Below are 19,101 nucleotides of genomic sequence, written 5' to 3'. Positions count from 1 at the left end.
TATGAGCACAGACAATATCAATAAACAGAAAAAAACAGCTGTAGTTATTTGCCCTGGTCGAGGCACGTACAATAAAGAAGAACTTGGCTATCTAAAGCGTCTACACGCAGATAAACCCGAGCTTATTAAAATCATTGATGACTATCGAACGCAGCAAGGGCAGCAAGGCATTAGTGAACTGGATGCCATGACAAAGTACAGCATGCGTAAACATACCGCCGGGGAAAATGCATCTGCGCTTATTTATGCCTGTGCAATGGCCGATTACCAAAGCATTAATCAAGACGAATACGATATTGTTGCCGTTACTGGTAACTCAATGGGTTGGTATATTGCTATGGCCGTTGCTGGGGCGTTAAAACCTAAAGCTGCCATAGAGTTAATCAATACCATGGGCTCAATGATGACTGAAGGGGTTATTGGTGGTCAATTAATTTACCCTATCAGCGATGAGAACTGGCGAGAAGACAGCAGCGTAGTTCAGCAAATACAGCTATGGCTTGATGAAGTGAATCAAAGTGTAGAAGATGAAGTTCATATCTCTATTCATCTTGGTGGCTACCTTGTTTTTGGCGGTAATAAGTCTGGTTTGGCGGCGTTGGAAGCTAAGCTGCCGGTTGTGCAAGACAGATACCCAATGAATTTATTTAACCATGCGGCATTTCATACGCCCTTGTTAAAAGGTACTTCTGCTAAAGCCAAGTCATTGCTTTCTAATGATTTAATTTCAAAGCCCGACATTCCGCTTATCGATGGCTTAGGGCAAATTTGGCAGCCTTACAGCGCAGATACTGACAAGCTTTATGATTATACGTTAGACACACAAGTCGTTGCGCCTTATAATTTTAGCAAAGCCATTGAAGTTGCGGTGAAAGAGTTTGCCCCTGATAAATTAATTATTTTAGGGCCGGGTTCAACCTTAGGCGGTGCGGTAGCGCAAAGTTTAATCAAGCAGCAGTGGCTGGAATTAACCTGTAAAGCAGACTTTATAAGTCTGCAAAAGACTGAGCCATTTATTTTGGCTATGGGCTTGGCAGATCAACGCAAACAGGTAGTAATACCAAGTTGATTAAATATCTGCTCATTTTTAATAGTTAAAACGAATAACTACTGCTTTATAAAATTGATAAGTAAGAATAACTACTCACTAAATTTTATGCATTGTATTTATCCGTTTTTCCTTATGAAAAAGTAGATCACATACTTAATCAAATTGGTATAAATTAAAAAACAGATAGAACGAATTGAATATATGACCAGTAGCAGAAATAGCAAAGAGCAAAGTTTCCTAATCGCATTTAAAAAACTGCTCAGAGAACAGTGTTATGGCTCGCAAGGCGAGTTGGCTACCGCGCTGGTTAAATATGGATTCGAAAATATCACCCAGGCAAAAATCTCCCGCACGCTCACTAAACTGGGCGCGGTTAAAAAACGTAATGTTAGAAACGAGATAGTTTATTTACTGCAAGATGAATTGTCAGCGCCAAGAACCAAACAAGCCATTCATACCGTTGTGTTAAGTATTAAACATAATAATATGCAAATTATTATTAAAACCGGTATAGGCGGCGCACCACTGATCGCCAGAATGTTGGACTTACAAGGTGAGTCTGTTGGTGTACTTGGTACATTAGCTGGCGATGATACTATTTTTGTTGCCCCAGTTGATGTTGAACAAATTGAGAATATCGCGCAATCAATCAGCATCATGTTAGATTTTAATCAGTAGAGCTCTGCTAAATATAACCAACGATTGATGCTTTTTATCTTTATTTGCTCGCCCCCTACATTCTTCTATTTTTTTTACTTTATTTATCGTTTAGCCATCTAGACGTAAAAAGGTAGATTTATTTTTAAAAGCAAGGTAGAATTCGCTTCATTGTAAAAAATAGATTTTATTTGATCCATTTCACTTTTCGCTAATTGAATTTTTAGCATAATCTATTTACGTGTTATTTAAAGATTAAGAGACATTATGACTAAACATTACTTCACTTCAGAGTCAGTATCTGAAGGTCACCCAGATAAAATTGCTGATCAAATTTCTGATGCAGTCCTTGATGCCATTATTGCTAAAGATAAACACGCACGTGTTGCCTGTGAAACTATGGTTAAAACTGGGGTTGCTATTATCTCTGGTGAAGTAACTACTGAAGCTTGGGTTGATCTTGAAACCATAACTCGTAAAGTGATTTCTGATATTGGTTACACGTCATCAGACGTTGGTTTTGACGGTGAAACTTGTGGCATCATGAATTTAATTGGCCAGCAGTCACCTGAAATTGCCCAAGGCGTAGATCGTAGCAAACCTGAAGAGCAGGGTGCTGGCGACCAAGGGTTAATGTTTGGCTATGCAACCAATGAAACACCTTCATTAATGCCGGCACCATTATATTATTCACATCGTTTAGTTGAGCGCCAAGCTGAAATGCGTAAGTCAGGTGTACTGCCTTGGTTACGTCCAGACGCTAAATCTCAGGTAACCTTTATCTATGAAGATAACAAGCCTGTTGCCATTGATGCCGTAGTCTTATCAACTCAGCACAATCCTGATATTTCTCAAGATGATTTACACGCTGCAGTAATGGAAAACATCATTAAACATACCTTGCCGGAAGAGTTACTTACCAGTGAGACAAAATACTTCATTAATCCAACCGGTCGTTTTGTTATTGGTGGCCCAGTAGGTGACTGTGGTTTAACTGGCCGTAAAATTATTGTTGATACTTATGGCGGTATGGCTCGTCACGGTGGTGGTGCATTCTCTGGTAAAGATCCATCAAAAGTTGATCGCAGTGCAGCTTACGCTGGCCGTTATGTTGCTAAAAACATTGTTGCAGCTGGTTTAGCCGAACGCTGTGAAATTCAAGTGTCGTATGCCATTGGTGTTGCAGAGCCAACGTCAATTTCTATCGAAACATTTGGTACTGGTAAAGTAGACGAAGATACATTAATTAAGTTGGTGCGTGAAAACTTTGACTTACGTCCTTACGGCATTACTAAAATGTTAGACTTATTACACCCAATGTATCAACAAACTGCGGCGTATGGCCATTTTGGTCGTGACCCGTTTGAAATGACGGTAGGTGATGACACCTTTACTGCGTTTAGTTGGGAAAAAACTGATAAAGCAGCCACATTAAGAATTGCTGCCGGTTTATAAATTAACCCAAAACATATACCCTAAGGCCAAGTTTTTACTTGGCCTTTTTGTGTCTACTGTAAAGTGGCGTGAACTTAGTTGGCGTGAATTATCGAGCGTAATAGTTTATAAGCCAATTATTTAATTTTCGACACCTATTGTTTATTCCCACCTTAGCCCTTATCTTTACAGTAATGATTTATATGAGTAATTTTTTGCGTCATGAGCAATCCCAGAATTTTTCAAGCAACACCGTTTTCGGTCGATAGTACTGCAACATTATCCGATGATGCGTTTGGTCATGTGGTACGCGTGCTTAGGTTAAAAGCCGGCGATGAAGTGACGTTTTTTAATGGCGATGGTTGCGACTATCAAGCAATCCTTAGCGATGTGAGTAAAAAACAGGCCACTGCAAATATTGTTAATAAAGTAGCTCGTAATAACGAGTCACCGCTTAATATCCATTTAGGTCAGGGCATATCGCGTGGTGATCGAATGGATTTTACTTTACAAAAGTCGGTTGAGCTTGGAGTGAATACGATCACGCCATTATTTACTCAACGCTGTGGGGTTAAACTAAACGCAGAGCGGTTAGAAAAAAAACGCCAACAATGGCAAAAAATAGTGATCAGCGCTTGTGAACAAAGTGGTCGAGCTGTGGTACCCGAAGTAAGGCAACCAATGGCGTTACAAGAATGGCTCACTCAGGCAACACAAGCATTAACAATTAACTTGCACCCAAGAGCAGAGCATTCAATTATGGGGCTGCCAGTAAGTTGTGATCGAGTGCGACTATTAATCGGCCCTGAAGGTGGATTAACTGACGAAGAAATTCAACAAGCCAGTAATGCCAACTATACTGAAGTACTACTTGGTCCAAGAGTGTTGCGAACTGAAACAGCAGCACTCACAGCAATTACGGCTTTACAATGTAAATTTGGCGATTTGAGTTAGCTAAAACTAACAATCACCATTTACATTATTTAATAACAAAAGGTTAGGAACACAAAAATGACAATTAAACTTGGCATAGTAATGGATCCAATTTCTACGGTTAAAGTAGCAAAAGATTCTAGCATGGCAATGATGCTTGAAGCACAAAAGCGTGGTTATGAAATTTATTACATGGAAATGCAAGATCTGTATTTAGATCAAGGTGTTTGTCGTGCTAATGCCGCTAAAGTCACTGTCTTTGATAATGCTGAAAAGTGGTATGAGCTTGACGATGCAGAAGACATTGAAGTGGCCAGTTTAGACGCCGTATTAATGCGCAAAGATCCGCCTTTTGATACCGAATACATATACGCAACTTACATGCTTGAACGTGCCGAAGAGCAAGGCACATTAATGGTAAATAAACCACAAAGCTTGCGCGACTGTAATGAAAAACTATTTACCGCCTGGTTTGCCGACCTAACGCCAAGAACACTGGTCACTCGTTCGTCGGCAAAAATTCGTGAGTTTCACCAACAATACAACGATGTGATCATCAAACCTCTCGATGGAATGGGCGGTTCATCTATTTTTAGAATGAGCCCTGGCGAGGCAAACGTTGGGGTTATTATTGAAACCCTAACCAACCACGGCAGTATGTATGCCATGGTACAAGAGTACATGCCTGAGATTTTAGATGGCGATAAACGCATCTTAATCGTAAATGGCGAGCCAATGCCGTATTGTTTAGCGCGTATACCTGCACAAGGTGAAACTCGTGGCAATTTAGCTGCTGGAGGGCGTGGTGAAGCAAGACCGTTATCGGCAAGCGATTTGTTAATTGCTGAAACCATCGCGCCAGAGTTGAAAAAACGCGGTTTATACTTTGTTGGTTTAGATGTTATTGGCGATAAAGTGACAGAGATTAATGTGACAAGCCCAACCTGTATCCGTGAAATTGAGGCCGCTTACCCAATTAACATCAGTGGTAAGTTGATGGATGCCATTGAAGAACAAGTTGAGCGGAATAATAAATAGTCATGCTTATATTGAATAAACGAGCGTTTAACCGGTCTATATAAAGTATGACGACTTATAAAGTGATTAAATAATGGAATACTCTATGGAAAGTCTAGAAAACCAATTGCTTATCGCTATGCCAAGCTTAAAGGATCCGTATTTTCATAAAACGGTGACCTATATTTGTGAACATAACGAAGATGGTGCTATGGGATTAGTGATCAATATTCCAGTAAGAATCACCTTAAATGAGTTACTTGCTCAAATTGATGCAGATAAAATCGAAGTCGATGAGTTAAACCAGCGCGTATTAGCCGGTGGCCCTGTTTCAACCGACAGAGGCTTTGTATTACACAATACTCAACCAGGTTGGAACAGTTCGCTCGAACTCGGTAATGACATCATGATCACCACCAGTAAAGATATTCTTGAAGCCCTGGGGACCGACAAATCGCCCGAGCAATTTATCGTTACCTTAGGTTACGCAGGTTGGGGCTCAGGTCAGTTAGAAAAAGAGCTACAAGAAAACTCTTGGTTAACGACGCCAGCCGATAAAGAAATTTTATTTGAGACACCGGTTGAGCTTCGTTGGCAAAAAGCGGCAGAAAAGCTTGGTATTGACCTTGGTCATTTATCCAGTGACGTAGGGCATGCATAAAAATTAGGGGCTAGGAACTAGAAACTAGAAACGAACAGCAGATCCTCAAACAAGTTAAGGAAGTGGTATTAAAGCTACATTTCCTGAACTCGTTTCAGGATCTATTTACCTATTAAGTACGCATAAAACAATAACAAAGGAACATTAATGGCAAAGTCAATAAAACCGCAAGGACAACGCACCTTATTGGGGTTTGATTTTGGTACCAAGTACATTGGTATTGCCGTTGGTCAAGAAATCACCTGCAGTGCATCACCGGTAAAATCAATTAAAGCCAAAGACGGTATTCCAAATTGGGATGACATGGCTAAAATCGTCAAAGAATGGCAACCCGACCTGCTGGTTGTTGGCTTACCGCTGAATATGGATGGCAGCGAGCAACCATTAACCCTGCGGGCAAAAAAGTTTGCTAAACGCTTATCAGGGCGTTTTGGTTTAGAAGTCAACTTGCAAGACGAACGTTTAACTACGGCAGATGCAAAAGCGCAGTTATTTGAGCAGGGCGGCTATCGAAATTTGCAAAAAGATAATGTTGATTGCCAGTCGGCCGTAATTATTCTAGAAAGTTTTATGGGCTATTAACGGTATTAAACACCTCTACAACACGATAACTAATGACAACTACCTGACCTGAGGTTCACTAAGTTCCTGCATTGCAACACCTTCAAAGCAGCAAGTGCAGTTTTTACATTCATCTGTTGCTTGGGTTACTGCTTGCTCGGTATCAATTAATAAATTCATGATATTAAAGCCACTAATGTGTGTATCACTCACCCCAAATCTGGTGGTTACATCAAATTGATAACAAATCGGTTTAGTATCTAAAAAGTTTGTTTGTATGCGGTATTCTTCGCATATCTCTATCGCTTGATTTGCTGAGCAGTCTTTAAGTAAAAATACAAATTCATCACCGCCCAAGCGACCGACTAAAGTTTGCGGATCAAAAATGTGCTTGCTAAGTACCAGTTTTATTAACCGGTCAGCTCTGTCGTTTCCTTGGTTTTCGTTTACATCTCGCAAGTTATCAATATTCATGATCACTAAACTAAAGGGCGGGCCTTTTCGCGGGGCATTGTCTAACGCTTGCTGTGCCTGCTCTAAAAACGCATGACGGTGTAAACAATCGGTCATTTTATCAATAATCAAGTCGGCAACTATCTGTTTCTTCAGTTTAACATTGGCGATCACTGATTTTGTTAAAAAGAAAATAAAGCCAAACAATATTAATTGTATTATCCGGTTACTGATTAAAAAATGGGAAAATATAGTATTGTGTTCTAATTTAATTTCCTCTTCTTTTAAGTGGCTATTTATCCTTAATGAGTAACCTATAAGTTCTCTTTCTAACTCGTCTAAGTCGTACGCCAAACCAGACAACGCTAGCGCTTTTTCTTTGGCTTTTAGCGCCAATTTATGCTGTAAATTTACTTTGTTGCGCAACGTGTTAAATTCAGCTTGTTTATTTTTATTATGCTTGGCCAAATTAAAGTTTACTTCATAGGCAATCAAAAATGCCGGGTGAAGTTGGTTTTCAAAGCTAATAGATAACGCTTTGTCGGCAAATTCACTGGCCTTGCTTAGGTTATTTAGTTGAAAGTGAGCTTTCGCTAAATAACTATTAAAGCGTAGGTAATTTGGCGGGTATTTTTGCGCAGCCATGCTTTCATAGTTGGCTAACAGCAGCTCTATAGCCTGCTGTGGTTGTTGGTTTTTAAGTAGTAGAAAAGCCTGGGTTGCAGCAATTTCCTCAACCAGAAGTTGTTCGTTAATGGTTTTACATAAATTGTAATATCGACTGATGTACGGGTCATTAGTCGATAGTTCATTTAACCCTTGTAATGCATAAATGTGCTGCATACCTAAAAAGCATTGTTGTCTTTCGGTTAGCTGCATATTGTCAGCAGTTAATATATGCTCTATGTAGTTTAATGCCTGCTGTGGTTGGTCTAATTCATTATAAAAATACGCTAAGGTAGTATAAGTGTTTACCGTTGTTTCCTGTTCAGGCTCAAACCTTTTTAATGCAATTAAGATAGGCTTTATTACTTCTGATGCCTCTAAATATTGGCCAAGAAGGACATTTAAAAACATTATGTTATTGAGTGCTGCAAGCTTGTATTTAATGTATCTGGAATTTGTGTTTGACTTACTATAGTTAATTGCTTGTTGGTAATTACCCATCAAAATTTGTTCATAGGCGAGTAAATATTTGTACTGATTGAGTTGCAAACCGTCCATCGTTCTTGTGCGAGCTGTTAGTCGCTCTAGAATACGTCGACTTAATTTTGAATCGTAGCTTTTTACCGCTAACCCTTGCTTAATTAACTCATCTGTAGGCAGTTTTTTAAGGTCGATTACATCGTTATTGGCCTGCACACTCAATGTCAGGACAAGCATAAGCGCCAATACTGTTTTTAGGTACTGGGTAAACCGTTTAAGTAAAAAACAGCTTAGCTTAATCATCTTAATGTTTATCCATTGTTTCGTTAATATCATCATTTTTCAAAAATGTACTTTAAGCCATCATCTTCAATTTTATATTTTTCACGATCGGTCATTGTACGGTCAAAGCAGAATATTTTATTGCCACCATTTTTTTTCGCTTCACGCAATGCTCTTGAACTGTCGCACAATAAATATTTTAATGAAGATTCACTCAAAACTGTGTCACTAATACCAATACTGACGTTTACAATGTCATCTTTTAACTTCAGTTCATCACTAAGCTGAGCTATCTCCATTTGAATTTGTTTAGCAACTTCTATCCCTTCCTGGGCATCAGTAGTTTGCAACAGTAAACTAAACTCATCGGCACCAGAGCGGGCGACATCTTCAACTCTAAACGCGTAATTATGTAGAATTTGACCAATAAGTTTTAGTAATTCATCGCCTTTTTCACAGCCGTGTTGTTGGTTAAAACCTCTAAAGTTATCAATATTTATTACTAATAACGTTAACGTACTAGTCCACTTTTTATGTAGGTAAACAGTGTTTGCGGCTAAATCTACAAAGCGCTGGCGATTAAATAATTTGGTTAACGGGTCAAGGCGGTTTTTTTCATTAGCAGTTATTTGAAAATGGCGAAGCCCTAAAATGCTGCAACATAATATAGTTATGATAAAAACTTGCACGGCGAACAATATTCGACCATTTTCAAACTTATTGATGTAACCCATCATGATACCGAAGGCGGCTTTGTACTTGGCTTCGGCTTGATCGGTTTCTTTAATAAGTTTATCTCTTACCCTATATTTCCCGTAAGCATAATGATCTGCTTGTGCTCGAGCTAATTGCCTTTGCTGCTCAACATCTAATGCCACCGCTAATTTATCTTGGTAAACGTATAAATACTCCAGTGCCTTGTCATTATTACCAAGCTCAAAATGCAGATCAGATAAGGTGGCATACAAATAAGCGAAGGATTTGTGATATTTTATTGGCATGTTGATATTTTCAGCTTTATTGGCAAACAGCAGTGCCTGGTCAAAATCATTTAAATGAAAATACGCTGTGGCAATATAGCTATAAAAATTAAGTGATAAGTTGTTGTAATTTATCGCTTCAGCTTTGCTTAATTTAGGCAATAATATATCAAGTGCAAGTTGGTATTCTTGTTGGTCAATTAAGTGCAGTGCAATTTCACTAATAAGAATATTCGCCGAGAGGAATTCGCCGGCTTGCTCACATACCTTAGTACCGTTATTAATAAAGCTTTGCTCCGCTAAATAGCCATAAAGTTGCAATTTTGCCGCACTATTACGATTATAATAATAACAATAATCGCGGGGTAAATAGCTCTCGGTATTTACCAAGCTTAAATATGTAAGGGCAATTTCAGGTTGATTTAATTCGGTATAATAGTAGGCAACCACTTCAAATACATCACCCTTTAAATTCGCATCAGTTACCTTTTCAGTCTCTTCCAGCAGTAGCGGAATTAACTTTCCCCCCATAATATAATTTTGCTCAATTAAATACAGGTTTAACAAGGTACTGCTTGCTCTAACTCTATGTAGAAGTAACTTTGAGTCTTGCATGACTTTATGTAGCGCCACAGCTTTATGTCTATCACCGGTTAAATAAGCGTTATAAGCGGTTAAATAGGTTAACTCGCCTTGTTGACGATAACTTAACTGTGGCTCTATTGCCGCTAATTTTTTGATGATGCGTGCTGATTCTTTTTTGTTTGAGCTTTTTATCTCAAGCGCTTGTGCCAATAATGCATCAATGTCGGCAAAACTTAACGGTAAGTTGCTTTGTTCTAGGTTTTTGTTTGGTGATACCGTTTGGTTTTCCGCGGAAAAACTGCTCACTGGTAACAAAGTCAATAACAACATAATAGTGAAGCATAAAAAATAGGCACTTGTGAACCGACAAGTGCCTTGTTTATTGGTTAGACGAACAATACTCATAAAGCAGTATTAATGTTTAATGCTAAAAACATAGGTGAAAATTAACCAAAGCTAATTTTCCGCTCTTCATCATCATCATCTTCATCCGGTCGATTAACATCACAAACAATGTCAGGGCAAATATCAAGCAGCTTGTTTAGGGCGCTAACATCGCCGGCTAAAATGGCTTGTTGTTGCTCTTTGTCAATATTTAATTCATTCATCATCGCACTAATACGAGCCTGTTGATCTAAATCTGCATGGGCATTTAAATTGGCATCTGCCCCTAATTGGGCTAATAGTTTAATTACGTTTTTCATAAAAGTCCTTGTATACGGTTGTTTTTGTTAAATTTTTGTCGTTAAGGTTTTACTATCTTTGTGTGTATAGATAACTGCAATAATCCAAATTCAATGAATATTAACTTGCACACACTTCATTATTAATCTTTTATTTCACTAATACAAGGTGCGCAACATTTGCTTCAAGTTGTTCATATCTTTCAAAAATTTCATCATTACGGCGCAGGGGCTTAGATGGTGGCAATACCAAAGTTGTATGGGGTTTTAATGGCGCAGTAACAAAGTCGCCAAGCGTTATCGACTCCACTCTGGGTTTATCAATGGCTAGTGTTGGCGCTTCATATAAAATAACTTCATGCTCAAGCGGGTAATAATCGCTTAATACATCAACCAGCAATTGTCGGTATTTTTTATTGGTGGCGCGTTTAATTAAGGTTCGATCGCCTACAATATTGGCTTGCCATAAAATTAAATAAGCGCTGGCATCAATTGCGCGCTTATAAAACACCAGTTGTGTGGCTTCATAGTTTGCACAACCTAACGCGCCAGGGTTTATGCCACAATCGGCAAATAAACAATCTTCGGCTGAAATACCAGGCTCCATATGGGCGTAATAGCCTTCGGCTTTGGCAATGGCAATCGCTTTGTGTGAAGGCGTAACAAATACACCAGCATGGCCATAAAAGGCGCCAACCACGTTTTTACCTTTGCGCATCTCGCTTAGCATTGCCTGCATCATATCTTCGTATGTGTCGGAGCGCGGTTTACCCTTTTGATAAAACTGCTGCATATTAAATACATTGGGGTTCATTCCTTCTACCCACTTTTGCATTATGCCGTCGCTCATTACTGCAAACACAATGTCGGCGTTTTCAATATGGCTTTGGCTGATTGGGCTAATATGCGCGCCGAGTTGCATACCGGTACTGACACACACCAGTGAGCCTTTTTTAAATGTAGAATGGTTGGTCATGGTTAGTTTTGTTTTTTATTTAATTGACTCTAGTGTCCAATACGTTAAATCATTATTACTTGTATAGGTAGCATTTAATTTGCCCATCACTTTTTGCATGGCAATATTTTCCGCGCCACAATGTAACGTTAACTGCTGTAACTGTAATGTAGACAAACCATACGTGGTTAACGCATTTAGCACATCTACCGCAATGCCGTTACCGCAAAACTGTGGTAACAGTAGTAATCCTAATTCAGCCGTATTGTCAGTATTTATGGTGGGGCTGTTATTATCATGGTTTTGTTTAGCTGGCTCTTTTGGCCAAACACAGGCACAAATACCTAAACGTTGATGACTGTATTTATCCCTAATCACCCAAGTTAAACGTTTACCAGTTCGGTTTTGTTTGATGCTGCGTTCAAAACTTACTTGTGCCTGTTCAGCACTTATTACGCCGCCAATATGCTTGCACACTTCAGCGTTGCAATACAGTTGTTGGTATAGCGTTTTGTCTGCCGCTGAAAGCGGTAACATGGTTAGCTTGGTAGTGTTAATTAAAAAACCGACTGTGGCATTAATACTACAGTCGGCTTTAGCTTGTTCTGGCATTTGATTCATTCAAGTTTGTTTATATTACCTAAATTAATCTTTACTAAGTCATAAATCAACTAGTGAATTAAACGTGCGCGAATTGTGCCATCAATCGCTTTTAATTCTTTTAATGCGGTTTCAGAATAATGTGATTCAACATCGATAACTACGTAACCAATTTTATCGTCAGTTTGTAAATACTGCGCGGCAATGTTGATGTCACGCTCGGCAAACGCTTGGTTAATTTGCGTTAATACACCCGGTTGGTTGTGATGTATATGGAACAAACGTGAACGGTCAGTATGAGCTGGCAGTGATACTTCCGGGAAGTTAACCGCAGATAACGTTGAGCCATTGTCTGAGTACTTAACAATTTTACCTGATACTTCACGGCCAATGTTTTCTTGTGCTTCTTTGGTGCTCCCACCAATGTGCGGCGTTAAAATAACATTATCAAAGGCGCGCAGTGGAGAAACAAACTCTTCATCATTTGAACCCGGCTCTACCGGGAATACATCAATTGCCGCGCCGCCCAGTTTTTTCGACTCAAGCGCTTCGGCCAGTGCATCAATGTCAACCACAGTACCGCGCGCGGCATTAATAAATATGGCGCCTTGTTTCATCGCATCAAACTCTGCAACACCCATCATATTTTGTGTAGAAGCAGTTTCTGGCACGTGTAAGGTAATAACATCGGCAATGTTTAATAATTCGGTCATGCTATCTACTTGGCTGGCGTTACCAAGTGGAAGTTTGGTTTCAATGTCGTAAAACTTAACGCGCATGCCAACATGCTCGGCTAAAATACCTAACTGTGTACCAATGTGACCGTAACCAATAATACCTAAGGTTTTACCACGAGCTTCAACAGAGCCAACCGCAGATTTTTGCCAAACACCTCTATGGGCAAGGGCGCTTTTTTCTGGAATACCACGCAGTAATAACAACGTTTCGCCTAATACTAATTCTGCCACTGAACGAGTATTTGAAAACGGTGCGTTAAATACTGGAATACCGCGAATTTGCGCAGCTTCAATATTTACTTGGTTAGTACCAATACAAAAACAGCCAATAGCGGCTAGTTTGTTAGCACAAGCGATTACATCGTCAGTTAACTGGGTGCGTGAGCGAATACCAATAAAGTGTACGTCTTTAATTTTTTCTTTCAGCTCTTCATCATCCAATGCGCTTTTTACGTATTCAATGTTGCTATAACCGTTCGTCTTTAGTACTTCTAAAGCTGATTGGTGTACGCCTTCAAGAAGAAGGATTTTAATTTTGTCTTTGTGCAAAGATTTTCTGGTCATAGCTGATTAACTCTTTATGTACTGCCACTGAATATTATTCAGCATGCATATTAAATAACAAATTGGGTTGGTAAAATCTAACGGTTTTAGATGGCTAGATATCTGAATGAGGTTATAAACTAACATATAGAGTTAAAACTCGAAAGAACTATTTTAGTGCATTTTACTCTATTTTATAACAGAGCAAAGTTGTGTTTTTTCTGGTTTTTATTTAAATCGGAAATTTTTATCCAAGGTGACTTTAATACTGTGTATTAGGTATGTTTAGAATATTATTCGGTGAAGGCTAGGTGGGGGATGCTTTATACGATTAATTTACCGTTAAAAATAAAGGCAGTAAAACTGCCTTTATTTTTATTAAGGTGCTTACTTAGCTTAGGTTAACTAATCACCTTGCTGCCATTAGGCGTACCAAGTACCAATACATCTGCACCGCGATCAGCAAATAAACCATTGGTTACTACGCCAACTAAGGCATTAATTTTAGTTTCCATTTCTACCGGATTTAAAATTTGCATGTTATACACATCTAAAATGACATTACCGTTATCGGTAATAACACCTTCTCGGTAGACTGGGTCGCCACCAAGTTTTACTAATTCACGTGCAACGTAGCTGCGCGCCATTGGAATAACTTCAACCGGTAATGGAAAATTGCCTAATACGCCAACTTGTTTGCTTTCATCACAAATACAAACGAATTTTTTAGCAACAGCTGCAACAATTTTCTCACGGGTTAGGGCTGCACCGCCGCCTTTGATCATATGCATGTGCTCGGTAATTTCATCTGCGCCGTCTACATATACCGATAAATCGTCAACCGAGTTTAAGTCGAACACTTCAATGCCGTAGCCTTTTAATCGCTCGGTAGATGCTTCTGAACTTGATACTGCGCCAACTATCGTGTGTTTTATTGTGGCTAAAGCGTCGATAAAATGATTTACCGTTGAGCCTGTGCCCACACCAACGATGCTGTCTTGCTCAACAAATTCTAATGCTTTTATTGCAGCGGCTTTTTTCATTTCATCTTGGGTCATTATCAGTCCTGTTCGGTGTTTGTATGTATATAGATATTGATTGCACAGATTATAACCTTGTATGTGTTGCGGTTAAATATTTAATTTAGAAAATAGCTGTGATTTAAGGCGTTAAAATTTCTGGTAAACGGATGTCCCAAGGTTCAACTGGTACTTTCGCTATTTTTTGACAGTGATGGGCTACGCCGATAGGGAAAGGCTTTATCTGTTTTGCTTCAAGCTGTTGCAGCCTTGTTTGTCGCTTAGTTTGATGGTGCCAGTTGGCTAACGTTCTATCATAAAAACCACCGCCCATACCAATGCGATCACCTTGGTTGTCAAATGCTACCAGTGGCGTTATTAACACATCCAATTGATTTACCGGCAGCACATTAGCTACATTTAACTTAGGTTCAAAAATGCCATATTTATTGCTTACTAACTTGGTTGTAGGCTGATAATGCAAAAACAACAAATGGCCCTTACAAAACGGATGTATTACCGGCAAGTAAACTTGCTTGTTTTGTTGCCAGCACCAATCAATAAAATCAACCAAATCTAACTCACCATCATTGGCAAGGTATACCGCAATGCTATTGGCTTTAATAATGTGTGAGTGCTTAGCTAGTTTTTCGCTAATGGCTGAGCTTGCATATTGCTGTTCAGGTTGTGTGAGTTGTTGACGAAGCGCCCGAATATCAACGCGAATTTGTGCTCGTGTAGAGGAAGTCTTCAATGTTGTGGTTTCATTTGAGTTCATAATGAACAAATAGTCGCTATTGGTATTGAACTTAATTTAAATTAAATGCTAGATAAGATCAAAAAACAATAAAAAGAAAAGGACAGTTCCCCAGATGTTGCTTAAGTGCCGTTATCAACTTTAGTTCTCGACGCAATTATATGAGGGTGTGTTCAAAGTTCTTTTGAACAAATAAGAAATGTGAAAAAAGAAAAGGATAGTTCCCCTGATGTTGCTTAAGTGCCGTTATCAACTTTAGTTCTTGACGCAATTATATGAGGGTGTGTTCAAGGATTTATTTAACAAACAGGAAATATGAAAAGAAAAGGACAGTTCCCCAAAATGCCGTTACCAACGTCAGCCCTTGAACAACCGTGTGTTCAAGGCGGAGATCGCACAATTACCGTAGGCTTCCCAAACAAGTTGGGCCTGCTCAATAGCAACCGATAGACCCCCTTAGGTAAAACTTATCGGCTCAGGGACATAGTTAATAACCGAACACCCCAGGGAACATAAATTAATTATAACCCAGTTAGTAAGGATAATTGTATTAAAATGTATAAATTTTTTGAATAACTTATCGCTGATCAAACATATGTTAAATAATAAACACTTACCGCTAAATTAATGAACACTTCTACTATAAAAACTGGTCGAATTGTGCTTTGAGTGTTAGGATTACAAGATAATTTTATACAGTGAATATAAGTAAATGAGTGAACAATCGTCTTTAAGTTTTGCTAGCGTGCAAGCAGCCCTCGGTGGCGAAAATTTTCAAGGTAGTGCCTCTGAGATCCATGGTTTATTAACCGGTATTATTAGTTCTGGTTTTGACTTTGAAGATGACAGCTACCTGTCGTTGGTGAGTGACTTTTTCAATAATGGTGAAGGCTTAGGTAAAAACCTGAAAGACTTACTAAAGCAACTGTACGGTGATATTTGGCAAGCAGTGCTAGATGACAACTTTAGTTTTCAGTTGTTATTACCTGATGACGATGAAGCTATGGATGAACGTGGCCCGGCGCTTAGCTTGTGGGTACAAGGCTTCAACTTGGGTTTTGGTTTACAGCAAAAAGACAAATCAAAATTTTCTGAAGATGTCGCTGAAATTATTAATGACTTCTCCGATATTGCTAATCTTTCAACTGAATTAGAAGAAGATGAAGAAACTGAAAATGCCTATTATGAAATTTTAGAATATGTGCGCATCTCTGCATTATTATGTTTTGCCGAATTAGGTGCCAAGCCTGACGCAAATAACACAGCAAACACAATACATTAATCGAATACAATATTTATTATGAAACATACCAAAATTGACGTGAGCGAATTTGTAGCACGCCGCGAAAAACTCCTTGCCCAAATGCCTGACAATTCAGTGGCATTAATTCCTGCAAATAAAGAAGTAACTCGTTCCCGTGATACAGAGTTTTTATTTTGCCAAGACAAAGACTTTTATTACCTAACTGGTTTTCATGAGCCTGATGCTTTATTGGTATTAGTTAAAGGTGATGAATTTGAATCAGTGTTGTTTTGCCGTGATAAAGATCCTGAGCAAGAAGTATGGCATGGCCGTAGAGTTGGCGCTGAAAAAGCCCAAACGGATTACAATTTTGATTTAACCTATACCTTGGATGAGCTAGAGCAGGTTCTACCGATGTACATTAATGCCAAGCAAACATTATTGTTTGCCCAAGGCGCGCAAGATGAATTTGATCGCTTAGTATTTGCATGTTTAGACGTTTTACGCGGCGGGGTTAAACAAGGTTTAACTGCGCCAAATACCATTATTGATATTCGTGAAACCATTCATGAAATGCGCTTAATAAAATCTGACGCCGAAATTCAAGTAATGCGTGAAGCGAATATAATTTCGGGTAATGCCCACAAACGCGCGATGGAATTTACCAAACAAGGCGTGTTTGAATACCAGGTTGAAGCTGAAATACTGCACGAGTTTGCCTCAAATGGTGCTCGTACTGCTGCTTATGGTTCTATTGTTGGCGGCGGTGAAAACGCAACTATTTTGCATTACACCGATAATGATGAAGTTTTAATTGATGATGACTTATTATTAATTGATGCTGGTGCTGAACTGGCAGGTTACGCCGCCGATATTACCCGTACGTTTCCGGTAAATGGTAAGTTTAATGAAGAACAAGCTGCGCTTTATAATTTAGTATTAAAGTCGCAAATCGCTGCCATTGAAGCAATAAAACCCGGCGCTAATTTTGCACAGCTTAATGACATTGTTAATGTTGTTCTTACTGAAGGGTTATTAGAGCTTGGTTTATTAGAGGGTGATTTAGACACGCTTGTAGAAGAAACAGCCTGTAAAAAATACTTTATTCATGGCTTAGGCCACTGGCTTGGTTTAGATGTGCACGATGTTGGTGATTATCAGATGAACGAAGAACGCAAACAAATACGCAGCTTTGAACCTGGCATGGTAATGACCATTGAACCTGGTTTATATATAGATGCTGAAGCTTCTGTTGACGACAAGTGGCAAGGGTTAGGTGTTCGTATCGAGGACAATATTTTAGTGACCAAAGATGGCTATGAAAACTTAACGATTAATGCACCTAAAACCATTAGCGACATTGAAGCTGTGATGAAAGGTTAAGAGCAGAGCAGTGACGAGAAACGAGATTAATAGATACTAGAAACGAAGAGCGGGTATTGGTAATGTTAATTGAATCTACACTTGCTCCATTTCCTGAACTCGTTTCAGGATCTTCTGTTCGTTTCTCGGTTCTAGCATCTCGTAACTATTTTTATAAAGGTTAATTAATGACAACAGCAACACATTACGACGTAATCATATCTGGTGCTGGCCTTGCTGGTGCAAGTATGGCGTTAGCTTTGTCAAAGCTGAACAAAGCCGATGGCAGTAAGTTGTCGATTGCCGTTGTTGAAGCGTTTGCAATTAACGATAACTTACCAAAAAGTTATGATGCCAGAGTGATTGCCTTGTCACATGGCACTGCCACTTACTTGCAAGAGCTTGGCGTTTGGCAAACATTAAAGCCCGATGCGATGGCGATTGCTGATATTCATATATCGGATCGTGGTTATTACGGTAAGGCCCGCATTAATGCAATTGATTATAATGTGTCAGCATTAGGTTTTGTCAGTGAAATGCAAGCCATTGGCAATTGTTTAATAACGCCATTAAAGCAATGTAGCAACGTGCATTTTATCGAAGGGCAGAGCATTACCAATATTAATTGGCAAAAAAGTGATGTGACCGTTGATTTAGCCGATGGTCATTCGCTTAGCGCTGAATTATTACTTGGCTGCGATGGTGGACAATCAGTATGTCGCCAGCAGGCGAAAATTTCATCCCAAGAGTTTGATTATCAACAAGTGGCAATTATTGCCAATGTTAGCCCAAGCAAAGCACATAATAGCAGGGCGTTTGAGCGATTTACCGAGTATGGGCCGCTAGCAATGTTGCCGATGACCGATGGCCGATGTTCATTAGTGTGGACGGTAACACCGGAGCAAGTCGCCCCTCTTATGGCGTTGTCAGATGATGAATTTGCACAACAACTAGAACATGCCTTTGGCCATTGGCTTGGCAGTTTTACCCAAGTAGGTAAACGTTTTAGTTTTCCATTAAAACTTATTCAAGCGGATGAGCAGATTCATCACCGCATGGCGCTTATTGGCAATGCATCACATACCTTACACCCCATTGCCGGCCAAGGGTTTAACCTAGGTATGCGCGACGTTAAGCAAATGACACAAACAATAGCGCAGGCACTAAGTGATAATGCTGATATTGGTAAGCTTAAATATTTGCGGCATTATGCTGATAACAGGAGCGAGGATCATGGCCAGGTGATTGCCTTAACTGATTCGTTAGTGCATTTGTTTTCGAATAAACATTTTCCGCTAGTGGTGGGCCGCGGCATTGGTTTGAAAGTGTTGAATTATATTGCGCCATTGAAAAAAGCACTGGCTGAGAAGACCATGGGGCATACTCGTTAAGAGACTAGAGACTAGAAACTAGAAACGAAGAGCAGTTCCTGAAATGAACTC

The 19,101-nt window shown here is 39.3% G+C and carries 18 protein-coding genes and 1 other RNA gene; 10 read left to right on the top strand and 9 right to left on the bottom strand.

Features of this window, described 5'->3' with window-relative positions:
* Window position 1: 1 nt before the first annotated feature.
* The 7 genes from RI845_RS14650 to ruvX all read left to right on the top strand — a co-directional run bounded on the left by RI845_RS14650 (window position 2) and on the right by ruvX (window position 6,335).
* Complete coding sequence (locus RI845_RS14650) at window positions 2–1,069, top strand: ACP S-malonyltransferase (protein ID WP_348386912.1); 1,068 nt, start codon at window positions 2–4, stop codon at window positions 1,067–1,069.
* Window positions 1,070–1,252: 183 nt separating this feature from the next.
* Window positions 1,253–1,729, top strand: coding sequence for an arginine repressor (locus tag RI845_RS14645; RefSeq protein ID WP_348386911.1), 477 nt, complete (start codon window positions 1,253–1,255; stop codon window positions 1,727–1,729).
* 246 nt (window positions 1,730–1,975) lie between these two features.
* Window positions 1,976–3,163, top strand: coding sequence for a methionine adenosyltransferase (gene metK / locus RI845_RS14640; RefSeq protein WP_348386910.1), 1,188 nt, complete (start codon window positions 1,976–1,978; stop codon window positions 3,161–3,163).
* A gap of 201 nt (window positions 3,164–3,364) precedes the next feature.
* Complete coding sequence (rsmE, locus tag RI845_RS14635) at window positions 3,365–4,096, top strand: 16S rRNA (uracil(1498)-N(3))-methyltransferase (protein WP_348386909.1); 732 nt, start codon at window positions 3,365–3,367, stop codon at window positions 4,094–4,096.
* Window positions 4,097–4,153: 57 nt separating this feature from the next.
* Window positions 4,154–5,113 carry a glutathione synthase gene (gene gshB / locus RI845_RS14630; protein ID WP_348386908.1) on the top strand — a complete coding sequence of 320 codons (960 nt, stop codon included), beginning with the start codon at window positions 4,154–4,156 and terminating at the stop codon, window positions 5,111–5,113.
* A gap of 85 nt (window positions 5,114–5,198) precedes the next feature.
* A complete protein-coding gene (locus RI845_RS14625; RefSeq protein WP_348386907.1) occupies window positions 5,199–5,753 on the top strand; it encodes a YqgE/AlgH family protein in 555 nt (184 codons plus the stop codon).
* A gap of 147 nt (window positions 5,754–5,900) precedes the next feature.
* Window positions 5,901–6,335: a Holliday junction resolvase RuvX gene (gene ruvX / locus RI845_RS14620; RefSeq protein ID WP_348386906.1), complete on the top strand. Its 435-nt coding sequence runs from the start codon at window positions 5,901–5,903 to the stop codon at window positions 6,333–6,335.
* Window positions 6,336–6,374: 39 nt separating this feature from the next.
* On the opposite strand, the gene RI845_RS14615 is transcribed toward ruvX, so the two are convergent.
* From RI845_RS14615 to ssrS, 9 genes are all read right to left on the bottom strand, one after another.
* Window positions 6,375–8,216, bottom strand: a complete 1,842-nt coding sequence (locus RI845_RS14615; protein ID WP_348386905.1) for a GGDEF domain-containing protein — start codon at window positions 8,214–8,216, stop codon at window positions 6,375–6,377.
* Between the two features lie 32 nt (window positions 8,217–8,248).
* On the bottom strand, window positions 8,249–10,165 hold the full coding sequence (locus tag RI845_RS14610) for a tetratricopeptide repeat-containing diguanylate cyclase (RefSeq protein ID WP_348386904.1): 1,917 nt from the start codon (window positions 10,163–10,165) through the stop codon (window positions 8,249–8,251).
* A gap of 41 nt (window positions 10,166–10,206) precedes the next feature.
* On the bottom strand, window positions 10,207–10,464 hold the full coding sequence (locus RI845_RS14605) for a hypothetical protein (RefSeq protein ID WP_348386903.1): 258 nt from the start codon (window positions 10,462–10,464) through the stop codon (window positions 10,207–10,209).
* Between the two features lie 130 nt (window positions 10,465–10,594).
* Complete coding sequence (locus RI845_RS14600; protein WP_348386902.1) at window positions 10,595–11,419, bottom strand: SAM-dependent methyltransferase; 825 nt, start codon at window positions 11,417–11,419, stop codon at window positions 10,595–10,597.
* Window positions 11,420–11,434: 15 nt separating this feature from the next.
* On the bottom strand, window positions 11,435–12,019 hold the full coding sequence (locus RI845_RS14595; protein ID WP_348386901.1) for a GNAT family N-acetyltransferase: 585 nt from the start codon (window positions 12,017–12,019) through the stop codon (window positions 11,435–11,437).
* Between the two features lie 50 nt (window positions 12,020–12,069).
* A complete protein-coding gene (gene serA, locus RI845_RS14590) occupies window positions 12,070–13,299 on the bottom strand; it encodes a phosphoglycerate dehydrogenase (RefSeq protein WP_348386900.1) in 1,230 nt (409 codons plus the stop codon).
* A 380-nt stretch (window positions 13,300–13,679) separates the two neighbouring features.
* On the bottom strand, window positions 13,680–14,336 hold the full coding sequence (gene rpiA / locus RI845_RS14585) for a ribose-5-phosphate isomerase RpiA (RefSeq protein WP_348386899.1): 657 nt from the start codon (window positions 14,334–14,336) through the stop codon (window positions 13,680–13,682).
* 103 nt (window positions 14,337–14,439) lie between these two features.
* Window positions 14,440–15,075 carry a 5-formyltetrahydrofolate cyclo-ligase gene (locus RI845_RS14580; RefSeq protein ID WP_348386898.1) on the bottom strand — a complete coding sequence of 212 codons (636 nt, stop codon included), beginning with the start codon at window positions 15,073–15,075 and terminating at the stop codon, window positions 14,440–14,442.
* A 309-nt stretch (window positions 15,076–15,384) separates the two neighbouring features.
* A non-coding RNA gene (gene ssrS / locus RI845_RS14575) (6S RNA) lies at window positions 15,385–15,567 on the bottom strand.
* Between the two features lie 199 nt (window positions 15,568–15,766).
* On the opposite strand from ssrS, the gene RI845_RS14570 reads away from it, so the two are divergent.
* From RI845_RS14570 to ubiH, 3 genes are all read left to right on the top strand, one after another.
* On the top strand, window positions 15,767–16,336 hold the full coding sequence (locus RI845_RS14570) for a UPF0149 family protein (protein ID WP_348386897.1): 570 nt from the start codon (window positions 15,767–15,769) through the stop codon (window positions 16,334–16,336).
* Window positions 16,337–16,354: 18 nt separating this feature from the next.
* Entirely contained in the window at window positions 16,355–17,680 is a 1,326-nt protein-coding gene (pepP, locus tag RI845_RS14565; RefSeq protein ID WP_348386896.1) for a Xaa-Pro aminopeptidase, read from the top strand.
* Between the two features lie 167 nt (window positions 17,681–17,847).
* Window positions 17,848–19,050 carry a 2-octaprenyl-6-methoxyphenyl hydroxylase gene (gene ubiH / locus RI845_RS14560; RefSeq protein ID WP_348386895.1) on the top strand — a complete coding sequence of 401 codons (1,203 nt, stop codon included), beginning with the start codon at window positions 17,848–17,850 and terminating at the stop codon, window positions 19,048–19,050.
* Window positions 19,051–19,101: the final 51 nt, after the last annotated feature.

The sequence above is a fragment of the Thalassotalea nanhaiensis genome (assembly GCF_031583575.1).
GTDB lineage: Bacteria > Pseudomonadota > Gammaproteobacteria > Enterobacterales > Alteromonadaceae > Thalassotalea_A > Thalassotalea_A nanhaiensis.
Note: the sequence above shows the minus strand (reverse complement) of the source record. Positions and strands in the feature narration are given on the sequence as shown.